This window comes from Mucilaginibacter lacusdianchii (genome assembly GCF_009770985.1).
GTDB lineage: Bacteria > Bacteroidota > Bacteroidia > Sphingobacteriales > Sphingobacteriaceae > Mucilaginibacter > Mucilaginibacter lacusdianchii.
The window spans coordinates 21,086-35,841 of the sequence record NZ_WSRW01000011.1 but is presented as its reverse complement, the minus strand read 5'-3'; the positions used below and the strand labels follow the sequence as shown (position 1 = coordinate 35,841).

General features: G+C 43.6%; 20 protein-coding genes. All 20 read right to left on the bottom strand.

Annotation, left to right across the window (positions count from 1 at the left end; all coding sequences use genetic code 11):
• Window positions 1-94: 94 nt before the first annotated feature.
• Window positions 95-544: an HYC_CC_PP family protein gene (locus tag GPM24_RS21655; protein WP_158829772.1), complete on the bottom strand. Its 450-nt coding sequence runs from the start codon at window positions 542-544 to the stop codon at window positions 95-97.
• Window positions 545-607: 63 nt separating this feature from the next.
• Window positions 608-1,708 carry a permease gene (locus tag GPM24_RS21650; protein ID WP_255459143.1) on the bottom strand — a complete coding sequence of 367 codons (1,101 nt, stop codon included), beginning with the start codon at window positions 1,706-1,708 and terminating at the stop codon, window positions 608-610.
• Window positions 1,709-1,728: 20 nt separating this feature from the next.
• On the bottom strand, window positions 1,729-1,962 hold the full coding sequence (locus GPM24_RS21645; protein ID WP_158829768.1) for a hypothetical protein: 234 nt from the start codon (window positions 1,960-1,962) through the stop codon (window positions 1,729-1,731).
• A 37-nt stretch (window positions 1,963-1,999) separates the two neighbouring features.
• Window positions 2,000-2,971, bottom strand: coding sequence for a YeiH family protein (locus GPM24_RS21640; protein WP_158829766.1), 972 nt, complete (start codon window positions 2,969-2,971; stop codon window positions 2,000-2,002).
• Between the two features lie 84 nt (window positions 2,972-3,055).
• Window positions 3,056-3,673, bottom strand: coding sequence for a methyltransferase domain-containing protein (locus tag GPM24_RS21635; protein ID WP_158829764.1), 618 nt, complete (start codon window positions 3,671-3,673; stop codon window positions 3,056-3,058).
• A 2-nt stretch (window positions 3,674-3,675) separates the two neighbouring features.
• The gene (locus GPM24_RS21630) at window positions 3,676-5,013 is read right to left on the bottom strand and encodes an MBL fold metallo-hydrolase (RefSeq protein WP_158829762.1); all 1,338 of its coding nucleotides are present in this window, start codon (window positions 5,011-5,013) and stop codon (window positions 3,676-3,678) included.
• Between the two features lies 1 nt (window position 5,014).
• Window positions 5,015-5,425 carry a DUF6691 family protein gene (locus GPM24_RS21625; RefSeq protein WP_199269830.1) on the bottom strand — a complete coding sequence of 137 codons (411 nt, stop codon included), beginning with the start codon at window positions 5,423-5,425 and terminating at the stop codon, window positions 5,015-5,017.
• A 41-nt stretch (window positions 5,426-5,466) separates the two neighbouring features.
• Window positions 5,467-6,027, bottom strand: coding sequence for a YeeE/YedE family protein (locus GPM24_RS21620; RefSeq protein WP_158829758.1), 561 nt, complete (start codon window positions 6,025-6,027; stop codon window positions 5,467-5,469).
• On the bottom strand, window positions 6,014-6,817 hold the full coding sequence (locus GPM24_RS21615; protein WP_158829756.1) for a sulfite exporter TauE/SafE family protein: 804 nt from the start codon (window positions 6,815-6,817) through the stop codon (window positions 6,014-6,016). Before GPM24_RS21615 ends, GPM24_RS21620 begins: the two co-directional genes overlap by 14 nt.
• Before the next feature lie 59 nt (window positions 6,818-6,876).
• Window positions 6,877-7,485: a Crp/Fnr family transcriptional regulator gene (locus GPM24_RS21610; protein WP_158829754.1), complete on the bottom strand. Its 609-nt coding sequence runs from the start codon at window positions 7,483-7,485 to the stop codon at window positions 6,877-6,879.
• Window positions 7,486-7,559: 74 nt separating this feature from the next.
• Window positions 7,560-8,225: an FAD-binding oxidoreductase gene (locus tag GPM24_RS21605; RefSeq protein WP_158829752.1), complete on the bottom strand. Its 666-nt coding sequence runs from the start codon at window positions 8,223-8,225 to the stop codon at window positions 7,560-7,562.
• A 38-nt stretch (window positions 8,226-8,263) separates the two neighbouring features.
• A complete protein-coding gene (locus GPM24_RS21600) occupies window positions 8,264-8,551 on the bottom strand; it encodes a hypothetical protein (RefSeq protein WP_158829750.1) in 288 nt (95 codons plus the stop codon).
• 159 nt (window positions 8,552-8,710) lie between these two features.
• Window positions 8,711-9,172 (bottom strand): hypothetical protein, encoded by a 462-nt coding sequence (locus GPM24_RS21595; protein ID WP_078346161.1) that lies wholly within the window; start codon window positions 9,170-9,172, stop codon window positions 8,711-8,713.
• 9 nt (window positions 9,173-9,181) lie between these two features.
• Window positions 9,182-10,075, bottom strand: a complete 894-nt coding sequence (locus GPM24_RS21590) for a LysR substrate-binding domain-containing protein (RefSeq protein ID WP_158829748.1) — start codon at window positions 10,073-10,075, stop codon at window positions 9,182-9,184.
• A gap of 15 nt (window positions 10,076-10,090) precedes the next feature.
• Complete coding sequence (locus GPM24_RS21585) at window positions 10,091-10,237, bottom strand: hypothetical protein (protein ID WP_158829746.1); 147 nt, start codon at window positions 10,235-10,237, stop codon at window positions 10,091-10,093.
• 163 nt (window positions 10,238-10,400) lie between these two features.
• On the bottom strand, window positions 10,401-11,144 hold the full coding sequence (locus GPM24_RS21580) for a substrate-binding domain-containing protein (RefSeq protein ID WP_158829744.1): 744 nt from the start codon (window positions 11,142-11,144) through the stop codon (window positions 10,401-10,403).
• An 11-nt stretch (window positions 11,145-11,155) separates the two neighbouring features.
• Window positions 11,156-12,526, bottom strand: a complete 1,371-nt coding sequence (locus tag GPM24_RS21575) for a YncE family protein (RefSeq protein WP_199269829.1) — start codon at window positions 12,524-12,526, stop codon at window positions 11,156-11,158.
• Between the two features lie 11 nt (window positions 12,527-12,537).
• Entirely contained in the window at window positions 12,538-13,143 is a 606-nt protein-coding gene (locus GPM24_RS21570) for a DUF305 domain-containing protein (protein WP_158829742.1), read from the bottom strand.
• Between the two features lie 35 nt (window positions 13,144-13,178).
• A complete protein-coding gene (locus tag GPM24_RS21565; RefSeq protein WP_158829740.1) occupies window positions 13,179-13,817 on the bottom strand; it encodes a peroxiredoxin in 639 nt (212 codons plus the stop codon).
• Between the two features lie 18 nt (window positions 13,818-13,835).
• The gene (locus GPM24_RS21560) at window positions 13,836-14,756 is read right to left on the bottom strand and encodes a molybdate ABC transporter substrate-binding protein (RefSeq protein WP_158829738.1); all 921 of its coding nucleotides are present in this window, start codon (window positions 14,754-14,756) and stop codon (window positions 13,836-13,838) included.

Below are 14,756 nucleotides of genomic sequence, written 5' to 3'. Positions count from 1 at the left end.
GTCGCAAACCATATTTTTAATATGTAAGATCATTTTAATTCAAGCTAATTAATAGACAATAAAATGCCGGGCCGCTTTTGCAGCAATGCTTGAATCAGATGAGAAGGGTACGGATCTTGATAAGATAGGTTATACCGGCCGGGCCGGGTGGCGCATGGCTATCGGTCCATAAATTTGTCGCCAGATGGTAGTTTGTTTGAAAGACAGATAACTGGTAAAAAGATGAGGCCTTTAAAGCGGTCAACTGAAATTTTACAGGATCAAGAGAAGGCTTGATGTTTTCTTTCACCACATAAGAGCCATGCTGGTCGCAGCATTTGCAGTCCTTCCCGCTTGTGCAAGGCTCCTTTTTGTGATGATCCTGTTGCTTGCCCAAGTGGGCTATAACCATATTCGGTTTGCTGTGGCTATGGCTTTGGTGCTGAGCTGCATTTGCCACTACCTTGAAAACATCGCGCGCCAGGCAATGGACAATGCAAACGAACATACCTGTGGTCAACATCAGGTAGAATGCAGCAAAGCCAATGACAGCGGTCCTCTTCATTATATCAAAAATAATATATAATACAATAGTTAATTTATAGAATTTTGATTAAATGTTATAAAATTACATATCATTCCCTTTAGCTATTTGCTTTTTTCCGTAGAAAAAGCAAAACAATCCCAATGGTATAAATAGGAGGTTAAGCCAGGTACCATAATCCCATTTAACATGCGCCTGTGCCATTTGCATGGGTTGCCCATGTGTTTTCGGCAGCCAGTTCAGTGCTTCAAACAGGTAATCGACGCTTATTGCGGTAATGAAAATGCCGGTTGATAAAATAAGCAACAAAAGCCACATCCTTTTCCATCCGAAATAACGCCGGTAAACCATCAGCATCGGGATGGTCACGAGGTCGGACAAGATAAAGGCGATCACTCCGCCAAAAGAAATGCCACCATGCCAAAGCAACGCCGCCAGCACGATGTTGCCAACCGAACAAACGAAAGCAAAAACAGCGATCAGAATGCCAACAATGGCGTTCCAGGCTAAGACCAATAAATGCGGCAAATGGCTTTGTCCGGTGAGAAAAAGGCTTTTCAAAAAACTTTCGGGTACCAAAACCATTAACACAGCAGAGAGCGCCACACCTATGATAATATCTTTACCAACCATCATCACATCCATATAAAAATGGCCTGTGGCTGCTTTAATTTTATCAAGAAAACTTAACTTTTGATTTGAATGGTCGTGCCCGTGATGGTGAGCATGATCATCGTTATGATGTGATGTATCTGCGACTTTACTCAGAGACTTTGAAAAAAAGAGCTTGATCAGCAAGGCTGATATCAGGATAAATAACAAACCGCCGATCACTTCACCGCCAAAAAATGGCCAGCCCAACAGCGTAACGATCACAATGAATATTTCAAAAACAAGATTAGTGCTCGATATCATAAACGACACAGCATTTGCCCAGGTAGCCCCTTTGACGAGTAATGTACGGGCCATGGAGGCTGCCGCGTAAGAGCAAGACGAAGATATTGCTCCGAAAAATGTAGAAAGCCCGACGGCCCCCGCCGTGTCTTTACCCAGCCGCGACGATATAGTTTCTGTTGAGATAAAAGCCCGGATTACTGCGGATAGCAGGAAGCCGAACAACAGCCCCCAGGCAATGTCCCACAACATGAGGAAAAATTCGGTAATAATCTGTATGATAGTATGCATCATTTATCAATCATAAAAGCCTAAATGCCCGCCTTTGTTTGAGACCAGGAAATCCCCCCGTTATAACCTTCATTTAATGCCTCGGTTGCTAGTTCTGCTTTTGTGCCTTTGGCCGATGATTTAAATACTTTTTTGCAGGCCAGCAGTTTTTGCTTTCTATCTGTTGGTTCTCTACAAGTCATTAAGACCGAGGCTAATCCATAGCGGGGAAACATACCCGAAATGGTTAAATGCAAAATAGCTGGTAAAGCCATCAAGCTATTTACGGGATTCTGCGATTGTTTTATAAAATTATGCTAAGTGCATGATGGCATATAATGCGCTGACAGAGATCAGTATCCACAACACTACACCTTGTAAAAGTGGTTTTAGCCCTACGGAAGCCAATACCTGACGTGATAAACCGGCACCTATCAGGAACAAAGTCAACGTAAGTCCCGCTTTAGCGATCATTACCATATAGGGGCTGATCAGTTTAACCACCGGCAGATAAGTATTGGCTATCATAGCCAGGATGAATAACCCGATGAAATAAGGGATTACCACTTTTTTAGAATTGTTCTTGAACAGGAACGTTGAAAAGAAAGCAATCGGTACGATCCACAGCGCCCGGGCCAGTTTTACGGTGGTAGCCACCTCTAAAGCATGTGCGCCATATTTGCTGGCGGCACCTACTACCGAACTGGTATCGTGAATGGCAATGGCACACCATAAACCGAACTGTGTTTGCGACAGGTTGAAGTAATGCCCGATAACCGGGAACACGAACAGCGCGACAGAGTTCAAAATAAACACACAGCCCAACGCAACAGATATTTGTTTTTCTTCGGCCTTGATCACCGGAGAAATGGCGGCAATGGCGCTGCCGCCACAAATAGCGGTACCGTTGGAGATCAGATAAGAGGTTTTCTTTTCAATTTTTAGCCACTTGCCGATCAAAAAGCCGAATAATAATGTACTGCTAATAGACGCGATGGTAAACAATATGCCTTCTTTTCCGGCTTGCATGGCGCTGTGTACGTTCATACCAAAACCCAGGCCCACAACAGATACTTGTAATAACAAGTGAGTCGCTTTATGATTTAAGTGCAGGTACGGGTGACCGGATAATTGTGCGACCGCCAAACCTAATAACAGCGCGATGGCCGGGCTTACAAATGGTGTTAGGCACACGGACACGCAAAGTATAAAAATAACCTTGCGGGTGTTTTCATTCAGGTGCAGAAAAGTAAGAGGCTGGGTTAACTGATGTTGGGTATTCATGATCTTTTGTTTTTTGGTACCCCAAAATTCCGCCTTATTTGGTAATGATTTTTATCATAAAAGGCAATGAACGATAACCACAGGTTATGGAAAATTTTGAAACCATATGTAATTAAATAGCTGCTCGGTATTGAAAGGCGTATGATGGATATGCTCTACGCTACCTGTTAATTGAAACTGCTGCTGGAAAATATTCGATAACGAAGCAGGGGAATGACGTTCAACAGCTAATCCGCTGCACCGTTCAGGGCCGCTAATACCAAAAGTCCCGATGATCAGCCATCCTTTATTGGTCAGATGTTTAGCTGCTACTTCAGCATATTTGCTTTGATCTGCTGTATTGGTCAAAAAATGAAATGCTGCCCGGTCATGCCAAATGTCATATTGATCGTCAGTTCCGATATCCAGCACATCACTTACGATCCATTTAATTTCATTAGCTCTATAGCCTAACCTCAATTTTGCCCTATCAATAGCTTTGGTAGAAATATCCAATACGGTAATGTTGGAGTAACCCAATTCCAACAGATGATCGGCCAGTAAGCTGTCTCCGCCACCAATGTCGATAATGGCGGCATCCTTGGGAAGATCAAAACTGTTGATGATGCTTAACGAGGTTTCCGGCTTTTCTTCGTACCAGCTTACTTCGGTCAGCTTTTTATGAGCATAAACGTTTTCCCAGTGATCTTTTTTGTTTGCCATCGTTAGTATATAAAGTTTTTGATAGTCTCGCCCAGATCGAATACATTGGTTTTTGAACCAAATGCGTTGGCTACGATACTGCTACCGGCGGCGCTTCGGTAGCCACCGGCGCAATGTACAACTATCGGTTTGCTGAAAGGTATGTCTGCTAAGCGTTCCCTTAACTGGTATAAGGGAATGTGAACAGCATTTTTAAAGACTGGCTGCGCTTTTACTTCTGCTCCATTCCTGATATCGACTATGGTGTATTGTTCCAGGTGCGTAACAAAATGCGCTAAATGCAATTCTGCCATTTGTTCGTGGCCTCCGTCAATCACAAATGCGGCTTCTAAAAAAGCTTCGTAACCGATTTTAGCGGCTTTACCGATTACTTGCTTTAGTTTCTCCTCGTTTTCAGCTACTAAATAAAACGCTTCTTTGGGTGCGATGATGCTGCCCAGCCAAGTCTCAAATTTGCCGCCATCCTGAATATTGATCGATCCTGGCAAATGCCCTTTTTTAAATTCCTGTTCAGGGCGGGCGTCGATAATAAACATTTCGCTGTTCAGCTCGACCGGTTTTTTGGCCAGAACGCCAGCTAATGCTGGTTGTAATGGTGGTGCGCCATGCTTATTCAAGGCAACATCATAAGCAAAGTATTTTGGTATGAATGGCTGATCTTCCAGCAAGGTCTGCACAAATTCAGTTTCGCTCATTTCCTGTAACGACCAGTTGCCCGCTCTTTCTGCGCCGATAGTGCTGCGATTAGCATCGCTTAGCGCTTTACCGCATAAGGTACCTGCGCCATGTGCCGGGTAAACCCAAACCGCATCGTCCAACACCAACAATTTGTCGCGCAGTGAATGATACATCTGTTTGGCTAATTCCTCACGCCTCGCAGTGAGGTTTCCGGCCTGCTCACGCAGATCAGGCCTACCGCAATCACCAATGAACAGTGTATCGCCGGTAAACACGGCTTTATCCTGGCCATTATGTGCTAAAACAATGCTGATGCTATCCGGCGAATGCCCTGGTGTGTTCAGGGCTTTGAGTTTTATTTTGCCGAATGAGAGCTCATCGCCATCGTCAAATGTTTGATGGGCATATTCAGCGCCCAATAGTTTAGAGCAATAAATGACCGCTCCAGTAACCTGTTGCAATTCCAGGTGCCCGCTCACAAAATCGGCGTGCGGGTGGGTTTCGATCACACCGATAATGGTGGCTTCGTGTGCTTTGGCGTAAGACAGGTATGGCGTAATATCCCTTGATGGGTCAATCAGCACGATCTTGTTTTCACATTCGCTTAATATCGCATAAGAATAATGCGACAGGCCTTTATCTTCAAATTGTTCGATCTTCATATCAATGAGGGAGTTTTTCACGTAATAGACCATAAACCCAGGTGCCTGCTATGGCACTCAGCAGCGTTACTGTTGTAACTAAAATACCACTACCGATCTGCGCGAACAACGGGCCGGGGCATGCGCCGGTAAGCGCCCAGCCTAAACCAAAGATCAACCCGCCATAAACATATCCCCAGTTAAATTTCTTGTCCGGGATAACAATAGGCTTCTGATGGATTGTTTTAATGTTAAAGCGCTTGATCAATAATATGGAGATCATGGCTACTACAATAGCGCTACCGATGATCCCATACATATGAAAGGATTGCAAGCGGAACATTTCCTGTATGCGGAACCAGGAGATCACTTCGGATTTGATCAGGATGATGCCAAAGCATATCCCCACCAGTAAAAACTTCAGATTCTTCATAGCTGTAATAAATAAGGTAAGATCAACCACGTCATAACGNTTCATAGCTGTAATAAATAAGGTAAGATCAACCACGTCATAACGAAGCCGCCGATCATAAAGCAGCAGGTAGCTACCAGGGAAGGCCATTGTAAAGAGGAAATACCCATAATGGCATGGCCGGAAGTACAGCCGCCGGCATAGCGTGTACCAAAGCCAACCAGGAAACCGCCGATCACCATAAATACAAAGCCTTTTAAAGTGGTTAGTCCTTTGAAACTAAAAATATCCTGTGGCAGTAAACCGCTGAAATCTTTAATGCCCTGCTGCTGCAAGGCAACAATGGTTTTAGGATTGATGCCCACCGGTCCGGGATCGGACAATAAATGCGCGGCGATGAATCCGCCTATAACGATGCCTGCAATAAAAAACAAATTCCATGTGTCCTTCTTCCAGTCGTATTTAAAAAAGGAAATATTTGCCGGGATACAAGCCGCGCATATCTGCCGCAAAGTAGATGAGATACCGAATGTTTTGTTACCTAATATTAATAGTGCCGGCACGATGAGCCCTATCAACGGCCCGGCTACATACCAGGGCCACGGTTGTTTAATGATGTCCATGTGAGTTAGTTAAAGTGCTTATTAAAACAAAGATACCCATAGCCAATACAAACCAGCCAAAGGCAGGCTTCAGGCGTGTATCGCTGATGAACCGCGTGAGGTAACTGCCGAGGATGATACCGGCAATGGCAAAACCCGAAAAGACGGCTAAAAACGCATAATTTATTACTACATGCCCGGTGATATCACCCAATACACCCAGCAGCGAGCTAATGGTCATTACCATAAGCGAAGTACCCACTGCTTTTTTTATCGGTAAACCTGCGAGCAATACCAGCGATGGAATAATAAGAAAACCACCGCCAACACCTACAAAACCAGTGATAAGGCCAACAGCTATGGCCTGCAAAATTAATCTTGGATAACTAAGCTCTTGGGAACTACCACGATCTTCCTTTTTATTCCGGATCATGGAAAGGGATGCTGCCAGCATCAGACCGGCAAAAACCAGCATCAGCAGCATGCTTTTGGCAACAGTCCAGTGTCCGAGCGTAAATAAGTGAATTGGTATCACTGGCATTACCCATCTCCGCATGATAAATACGGCGGCCAAGGATGGTAAACCAAAGATCAACGCGGTCTTAACATCCACATTGCCTTTTAGGTAATGGCTGGCCGCGCCTGCGGTACTGGTTAGTCCAACTACAAATAAAGAGTAAGTGGTCGCTAACACCGGATCGATAGCAAAAAAATAAACGAGAATAGGTACGGTGAGAATAGAGCCACCGCCGCCTATTAAACCAAGGGATAAACCAATTAAAACCGAAGCTGCGTAACCTGCTATTTCCAAAACCTGATGATTGATGGAACAAAGCTATTCGCTTTCAGCCCGGCAATTGGTGACTTATGTTACACAGGGAAATTTAAAGTGATCTTATTGCGGGAAAGGGAGATCATTTCCTTCTTTTCCATTTGCTTAAGCAAGCGTGATACTACTTCGCGCGTTGTGCCCAACTCTTCTGCCAATTGCTGGTGAGTGATCTGAAATTCATGGGAATTGAATACTGCGGCTTTCTTCTTGAGCAGTTCTACAATACGGTCATCCAATTTTTGAAAGGCAACTTCATTGATCACAGTAAGCAATTCTTCGAAACGCTGGTGGTAAAGTTTAAAAATAAAGTCGGCCCATTCGGGATAGCTTTTTACCCATTCGCTGGCTTTGGTAATGGGCAGCATCAAGACATCGGCATCTTCTTCTACCTCCAGGCGTACTTTTGAGGTATCCTCATGTATCCCGGCCAGGAATGACATGATACAGCTTTCGCCGGGCTTGATGTAATATAAAAGGATCTCGCGGCCGTCCTCATCCTGCCGCATAACCCGCATACTGCCGGATAAAAGCACCGGCAATGACCGCACATAACTGTTGGATGACATCAGCACCGTGCCCGCCGGTAATTGCTTCCGCTGGCTGTTTTCTTCTAACGCTGATTGCAATGCTGGCCCAAACTGTATCATGCGGTAAATTTAGCAGGCTTGCGGCGCATTATAAAATCTTAGAGAGTTGTGTATTACTGTTGAATACACCATGTTTACTTCTCGTAAACCAATCTATCCGGCGATACGCCCATACTTAATAAGATGTCGTTTACATCGTTCACCATTTGCTCCGGCCCGCATATATAAAAATATTGCTTAAGGTCATTGACGTTTTCTTTGAGAAATGCATACCCGATCCTTTCATTCAAATATGGATCTTCTGTTTGCCCGCTAATAAGAAATGTCACTTTGCTGCACAACATATCTTTAAGATCATCCTCAAGAATAATATCACCCTTTGACTTATTCGCAAAGAATAAAGTGTTCCCATTTAGCTGGCCAAATTGATGAAGTTGTTTTAAAATGGCTAAAAAAGGCGTGATCCCTGCGCCACCCGCGATAAAATATCCGGGGCCTTTATATTCAATTGACCCCCACGGGTCATTAATGATCAACTCATCACCTTTTTCCAATTTGTCTAATTGTTCGGTCATACCATGATGATCCGGATAGATCTTGATGGTAAATTCAAGAAAGTTCTCTGAGTTTAAACTTGTAAAGGTAAACGGGCGGAGGACATCTGTCCATTCCGGTCTGTTGATCGAAAGTTCGGTGGCTTGTCCCGGGTTAAACCGATAACCGGCGGGCTTTGTTAGCCTAAACCTTTTAACATCGTGAGTGATCTGTTTAACAGAAATTATTTCAACCGTATGTTTCATGATGTGTTAAACTAAGTGTGATGGAATTTAACTTTAAATTACAATTCAGGCAAATTTGTATGTCTGTATTTACTAAATATTGATTTAATAGGGCATGTCATGGTTAGTGCAGTTACCTCCAAATAAAACAACACCGGAGCGAGAATATATATGGTATGGGTGCCGCAATACCAATCTATGGCGCTGAGTGCTGGCATGGTTACTACCAAAATTCCCCTGATCATAGCTTCCTTACTGGTAAGATTTTGAGGGGCATCTTTGTCGAACCAGCCTTTCTTTGTTTTGACACCGATCACAGGTGTATCTTCTACTGCGGTGTGTTCCACAGCATTTTTAGGGCTGTGATCGAATTTACATTCCTTGCCGTTTTCTTTGAATTTGGGGGTCGATGACCAATTGATACGTTTTCATGATATTTGATTTTGTTATTCAAATATCGATAGCTTTTTGGGCTGATTTTTATCACGAATCCAACTTGACGATAACTAAAAATTATCGAGTATGTGTCTTAACCATGTTGATATATCGTGAATAAAGACTTGCCTGTTCTTTTCACTTCCTGCGGGATATGCGGTGGTCAGAATTTCAGATGGAGAGACACCGGCATCGATAGCTGCTTTCCTGACATTGGGAGCAATTCGCTTCATTAAAATGATAACGTGTTTAGGTTGAATCAAACGCATACGATCTGCTAACTGTTCGGCAGCATAAGGCGTTAAGTTAACTGATGTTTCTTTACCCAGAGGATATAGATGATCCAGGACGCTGCCGGACTTGTTAAAAAAATCAAGAAAATCGTCAGCAGAACTAAATTTACCAAAAGCCTGTTCAAAGGCCGCGCGCATTGCCCGGAATAAATTGGTGTTTTTTAAATAAAAATGGTTGTTGGTAGAGCCAGGTGCTTCGGCAATAAACATGATAATGACTTTTTTCTTCTTTTCAGTCATATCAGATGCTTATAGGCTCTTATAGCTTTTAGCGAATCGCATAAATATTTCTGCTAATGATGAAGGTTGACCGTGTGGCAGGATAAAATAAAATGGCCGCTCAATAGTCAGGTCTTTAATGTCGATGATCCGGCATTCGTTATACTTCAACTCTTTCAAGATCGACTGCACCGATACAAATGCAAAACATTTGCTGTGTAGCAAATAAGACTTTATACTTTCCGTGCCGCCTAACTGCATTTCTATCTTCAGATCTGATAATTTGATATTGAAAGGCTTTAAAGCGTGAGCAATAACGTCTAACGTTCCCGAACCGGGTTCACGGAGCAATAAAGGCAGTTCTATTAATTCCTCCGGTTTAATGCTGTCTTTTTTAAAAGTATTCGAGGCACTACAGATCAGCACCAGTTCATCACTCAAAAATTCTTGGTAGCTCAACTGCGGATTACGGAGGATGCCCTCTACAATGCCGAGGTCAATCTCTTTATTCAGTAAGGCCTGCTCAACCTGCTCCGTATTACCTGGCACCAGGTTCACTTGTACATCTTTAAACTTTTCGTGGAACCGGGCTAATACCGGGGGAATCACGTACTGCGCAACAGTATTACTGCCACCGATACGCAACGTACCCGAATGTTTTTTGATCAGTAGGTTCATATCAAAGTCCAGCTCGTTGTAAACAGCGGCCAGTCTATCCGCATAAGCCAGCAACATTTCGCCAGCAGGTGTGAGCGATATTTTTTTATTCCCGCTACGCTCTATCAGCGTGGTTTTAAACTGTTCTTCCAGCTCTTTAATATGCTTGGTCACAGCAGGCTGGCTAATAAAAAGTTCCGTGGACGCCTTGGTAAAGTTCAGCCGCTTGGCCACTGTATGAAAAACCTGTAAGCGGAAATCGAACATATTGATAAAGGGTTATTAACTAAGTCGGTAAAATAACAACAAAAATGGGAAAGTAGCTGCTGCCAAGGCGATGACTGATACAGCTATATTTATAACCTTGTTGCCAATTATTATTGCTTGGTCATCAAATTCATAATGGACGTAACGTTGAATAGTTTTCATGATCTTCTTTATTTATGTCTCAAAGATCAATCATAAAACTAAGTCATTTTCATTGTTAAAACAGATGGTTGATAGTCTAAAGTTATGAAAAACAGCTCAAACATGTAAAGCAAAAGCAGACTGATTCTGTCGATCTGTTTTTGCTATAGTTTAACAGTGAACTTTATTCCCATCCCCACTTTTTAAATAACGCATGGCCATCGATACTTTGTAAGAATTGAATGAATTGTTTGGCTTGCGCTGCGTGTTTGGTATTGGATGTCAGCGCTACCGGCGTACCACGAAATAGCCGTGATGCCAAAGGCAGTTCTACAACCTGTGTAACATCTTTCAGATTCTCATGCCATGAGGCATAGGTGATCCAAGCATCGTAACTTTGATCTTTCTTCCAAGCCTCAATACCCAACGCAGTATTGGCAAAAGATCCGCCAATGTTTCGCTGTATCCCACCGATCAGGTTTTCCTTACCCGCAATATCTTCCCATAAACCCAACTGTCCTGCGCCATTTACGTCAAGTATTTTAATGCCAGGTTTGGCAAGGTCTTTTAAACCGATAATATGTTTGGGATTACCCGGCCTTACTAAAATAGCTGCACGTCTTTTATAAAGTTCTACACGTGTTGCAGCATCAACCATTCCCGGATGGGTTTGCATGAACTGCGTAAGCATATATTCCGCCCCGCCGTAGATCACATCGGCATTAGCCTGCGCTTGCGAAAGCCACTTAGACTCGGGGCCACCGGTCACTTTTACCGGAATTCCTGTTTTAGCGCTGAATGCTTTAGCGCAATCCTGCATGGCTGATAAAGGGCCACCTGGGCCGTAAATATGTAAAGTGTCTTTTTGAGCATATAAGTTGCCGCAAATGGCGGCAACCAATGCCAAACTTATCATGATCTTTTTCATCGTTATTTAATTTATTGACCGGTCATGACCGTAACCTTATTAGTTTCTTTGATCAATATCACCATTTTGTAATCCGCCATAGGTTTGGCTACACTTTTAACAATGCCCGTTGACTGTCCGCTAAAAGTCCCTTTATCATCTGTTTTAAATGAATTGATGACGTAATCTGCGTTGTAAGGCTGTTGGGTAGAATTGGTCAGGGCTAAAATGTAAGCGGTGTTCGGTTCCAGTTTTTTGAAATCCTGCTGTACTAGATCAGTTAGACCCACGCTTCTTACATTCAACATGCCGGTAGGCATCATTACGCCGGTGCTTTTTAGCTTGATCACCTGGCTTTTATTGGCTGCGTTCAAGGGCGACAATCCCGTGGTGACCGGTGTTACCGGACCGGCGTTAACGGCATAAAGTAAAGCTTGCGGGCACTGGCCAATAGGGATCGTTTTTACAATAGCCATTTTTAGAAGGTCCACTACCTGCACCTGATCATCATTCTCCAGGCCGACATAAGCAAATTTCCCATCGCCGGAAGGCCAAACGCCATGTGGCAATGAACCGGTAGCTATGCTATCTACCAGTATGAAGCCCTGGTTAATATTAAAAATTTTCAGGGTGTTTTCGCCACCAACGGTCACAAGCATTAAGGGCACCTTATTGGTGACAGTAAACGTAACGTGATTGGTAATAGGCCCGGTATTGAATACCTTTTCAATTTTGTTAGTGGCTGTGTTGATCAATGTTACCTTGCCGATATCTTTATGTGTCAAGGCGATCCATTTACCATCGGGGCTGCAAAATATATTCGGCGAGAAAGGGCTAACCACCGGAATACTTTTCACTACCTGATAGGTAGCTGTATTAACAATATCCAGTCGGGGGGTGAAACTTGAACAAACGTAGGCCCATTTGCCATTTGGCGTAAAAGAAACCATGCCAGGGCCGTCCGCCACCTTCACCTGTTTAATTTCCTTCATCGTTGCCGCGTCGATCACACTGATATATGCTTCACCTCTTACCGAGATCCAGGCTTGCGAGCCAGATGGGTTAAATGTAGCCTCATGCGGAGACCGACCTACATAGATCGTCTTAAGCACCTTGTTAGTGGGGGTAGATATAAAAGTAACCGAATTTGAGCCAATTGCTACGGCCGCCAGTAATTGTCTTTTAGGCGTATAACCTAATCCATGTACCAATGCCTGCCCCTTGTAAAGCGGGCTTAATATCTCAGGCTGTGGCTTTCCCAATACGATATCGCCCAGAAAAGTTTGCGTTTTAGGATCTATCACTGACACAGTATTGGATATTTGGTTACCCGTGTAGACGCGGTCCTGTGCGCTTAATTTGGTCAGCGGCAATACCAGGAATAGGAACATTAATTTTTTCATAGGTGTTTGTTTTACGGGATATGACTGAATTTCTTCATTTGATCAATTTCAATCTGCTCATCCGAGATCATACTTTCGGCAAGGCGCTTTATATTTTTGTTGGTGCCGTATTGCAGTGCCACTTTAGCCATGTCAATAGCGGCTTGGTGGTGAGGGATCATTACCCGGGCAAAAGCATTGTCATCATTGCTTAGCACTTTTTCCTTTGGCATCTGCTGCATCATTACCATCATCATTTTTTGGTTGGCCTGTTGATGGGCTGTGCCCGAGCTGACGAATGTTTTAGCACTACGCAGCAATAATTCCATTTGCTGTATCTGCACCAATTGTTCAGCCCTGATACTTTTGGCCAACTGGACCATCTCCCGGTTTTTACCGTGCTCTATTTCATAGTTCGCCATATCGACTGCGCCCTGATGGTGCGGGATCATCATTGTCAGGAAATCTTTATCCGATGAGTGGGTCGGTGCTGACTTATCCATACTCACCATCATTTGATCCATCATTTGCAAATAAACATTTTTTGAGGCAGGCATTGGCATAGACATATCGTGGTGTTGCGCTTTGGCTGCATCCAAAATTGACATCAACAAAATAAAAAAGCTGAGTTTTAGCATAATATAAAACGAATACTTATAAACATTGAACCAGTCTATTGTTTTGTTGGGTCTGGCGTATAACGTAAATAAGGTTTCACAGTGCGATGTCCTTGAGGGAATTTTGATTCAATGTCTTCCGTCTTAATACCCAGGCCAATAATCACATCCTCGCCTGCTTCCCAGTTTGCGGGAGTAGCCACGCTAAATTCATCCGTCAACTGAAGCGAATCTATCACCCTTAATACCTCGTTAAAGTTGCGGCCGGTTGATGCCGGGTAGGTAATCATTAATTTGATCTTCTTATCAGGCCCGATAATAAAAAGTGAGCGGACGGTAGCTGTCGCTGATGCATTCGGGTGGATCATGTCGTATAATTCCGAAACTTTTCGATCGTCGTCGGCGATCAGCGGGAAGTCAACGTTACAGTTTTGTGTTTCATTGATATCGCTTATCCATGATAAGTGCTTATCAAGCGGATCAATGCTTAAAGCCAGCGCCTTAACATTTCTTTTATCAAACTCGCTTTTTAATAAAGCCGTTCTTCCGAGTTCGGTTGTGCAAACAGGTGTATAATCTGCCGGGTGAGAGAATAATACTCCCCAGCTGTCGCCAAGGTATTCGTAAAATTCGATCTCGCCGATGGTTGTTTGTGCGGTAAAGTTGGGAGCTAAATCCCCTAAGTGCAGTGACATATCTTTAATTATTAGTCGTTATTTTGTTATGAACCCGTATTTTTTATAGATGGCTTTTGCGGTCGGGCTCACCAAAAAATCCATAAAATCCTGCGCAGCCTGTGCGTGTGGTGCTGTTTTTAATTGCCCGGCCACATAAGTCGCGCTAATATTTTCACCTTCCGGTATTTCTACCATATCGGTAGGGTGGCCGATCATTTTTTGATAATAGGCTTCGGTAAACCATACCGGTGCAGCATCACTTTGTTGATACATAATGCGCATTGGTGTTTGGCGATGGTGTATCTGGGTCAGAAAGGTTTTACCGTTTTTAACCTTGGTATCCATGATCGTATTTTTTAAGGTTTCACCACCCACTTTTACATAAGCTTCCTCTATACGCTTACCGATCCCTTCCCATTCCGGATTGGGCATGCTTACACGCACATCATTACGCCCCAGGTCTTTCAAACCCTTCACTTTTTTAGGATTGCCCTTTTGCACCATAATAGCTAAGCGGTTGTAAGCATAGGGTGCGGTCTTGCTGAAATATTCCGGCATCTGATCGATACGGCTTTTTCCTGCGGTGTAAACATCAGGCTTAAGCGTAATACGCATATTTCCGATAACGATACTACCCCCCATGATCTGTTTAGCCAATATGCCCGGTGGCAGGGTTTCGGCAAATACACGTTGGTATTGCGGGTATTGTTTTTTAAAGGCGGACATCAGGTCATCGATACACATGAACTGGTTCCCAGCAAAGAAGACCACCAGTTGCGGATCGTTAATGTCGCCGAACAGGTCGGGTACATTGTCAACTCCCGGAACTGTAAATTGCACCTTGCTTTCAGGCGGGGTATTCCAGGGTGGATCGAACCGATGATCCTGTGCTTTTGCCTGGCTTCCCAAAGCTATTATTGCTGTTATTGCAAATGTTATTTTCTGAAGATATTTCAT

What these genes read in the sequence shown, in the direction of transcription:
- GPM24_RS21655 (WP_158829772.1), bottom strand. Translation starts at nt 544, where the DNA reads ATGAAGAGGACCGCTGTCATTGGCTTTGCTGCATTCTACCTGATGTTG.
- GPM24_RS21650 (WP_255459143.1), bottom strand. Translation starts at nt 1,708, where the DNA reads ATGCATACTATCATACAGATTATTACCGAATTTTTCCTCATGTTGTGG.
- GPM24_RS21645 (WP_158829768.1), bottom strand. Translation starts at nt 1,962, where the DNA reads ATGGCTTTACCAGCTATTTTGCATTTAACCATTTCGGGTATGTTTCCC.
- GPM24_RS21640 (WP_158829766.1), bottom strand. Translation starts at nt 2,971, where the DNA reads ATGAATACCCAACATCAGTTAACCCAGCCTCTTACTTTTCTGCACCTG.
- GPM24_RS21635 (WP_158829764.1), bottom strand. Translation starts at nt 3,673, where the DNA reads ATGGCAAACAAAAAAGATCACTGGGAAAACGTTTATGCTCATAAAAAG.
- GPM24_RS21630 (WP_158829762.1), bottom strand. Translation starts at nt 5,013, where the DNA reads ATGAAGATCGAACAATTTGAAGATAAAGGCCTGTCGCATTATTCTTAT.
- GPM24_RS21625 (WP_199269830.1), bottom strand. Translation starts at nt 5,425, where the DNA reads ATGAAGAATCTGAAGTTTTTACTGGTGGGGATATGCTTTGGCATCATC.
- GPM24_RS21620 (WP_158829758.1), bottom strand. Translation starts at nt 6,027, where the DNA reads ATGGACATCATTAAACAACCGTGGCCCTGGTATGTAGCCGGGCCGTTG.
- GPM24_RS21610 (WP_158829754.1), bottom strand. Translation starts at nt 7,485, where the DNA reads ATGATACAGTTTGGGCCAGCATTGCAATCAGCGTTAGAAGAAAACAGC.
- GPM24_RS21605 (WP_158829752.1), bottom strand. Translation starts at nt 8,225, where the DNA reads ATGAAACATACGGTTGAAATAATTTCTGTTAAACAGATCACTCACGAT.
- GPM24_RS21595 (WP_078346161.1), bottom strand. Translation starts at nt 9,172, where the DNA reads ATGACTGAAAAGAAGAAAAAAGTCATTATCATGTTTATTGCCGAAGCA.
- GPM24_RS21590 (WP_158829748.1), bottom strand. Translation starts at nt 10,075, where the DNA reads ATGTTCGATTTCCGCTTACAGGTTTTTCATACAGTGGCCAAGCGGCTG.
- GPM24_RS21585 (WP_158829746.1), bottom strand. Translation starts at nt 10,237, where the DNA reads ATGAAAACTATTCAACGTTACGTCCATTATGAATTTGATGACCAAGCA.
- GPM24_RS21580 (WP_158829744.1), bottom strand. Translation starts at nt 11,144, where the DNA reads ATGAAAAAGATCATGATAAGTTTGGCATTGGTTGCCGCCATTTGCGGC.
- GPM24_RS21575 (WP_199269829.1), bottom strand. Translation starts at nt 12,526, where the DNA reads ATGAAAAAATTAATGTTCCTATTCCTGGTATTGCCGCTGACCAAATTA.
- GPM24_RS21570 (WP_158829742.1), bottom strand. Translation starts at nt 13,143, where the DNA reads ATGCTAAAACTCAGCTTTTTTATTTTGTTGATGTCAATTTTGGATGCA.
- GPM24_RS21565 (WP_158829740.1), bottom strand. Translation starts at nt 13,817, where the DNA reads ATGTCACTGCACTTAGGGGATTTAGCTCCCAACTTTACCGCACAAACA.
- GPM24_RS21560 (WP_158829738.1), bottom strand. Translation starts at nt 14,756, where the DNA reads ATGAAATATCTTCAGAAAATAACATTTGCAATAACAGCAATAATAGCT.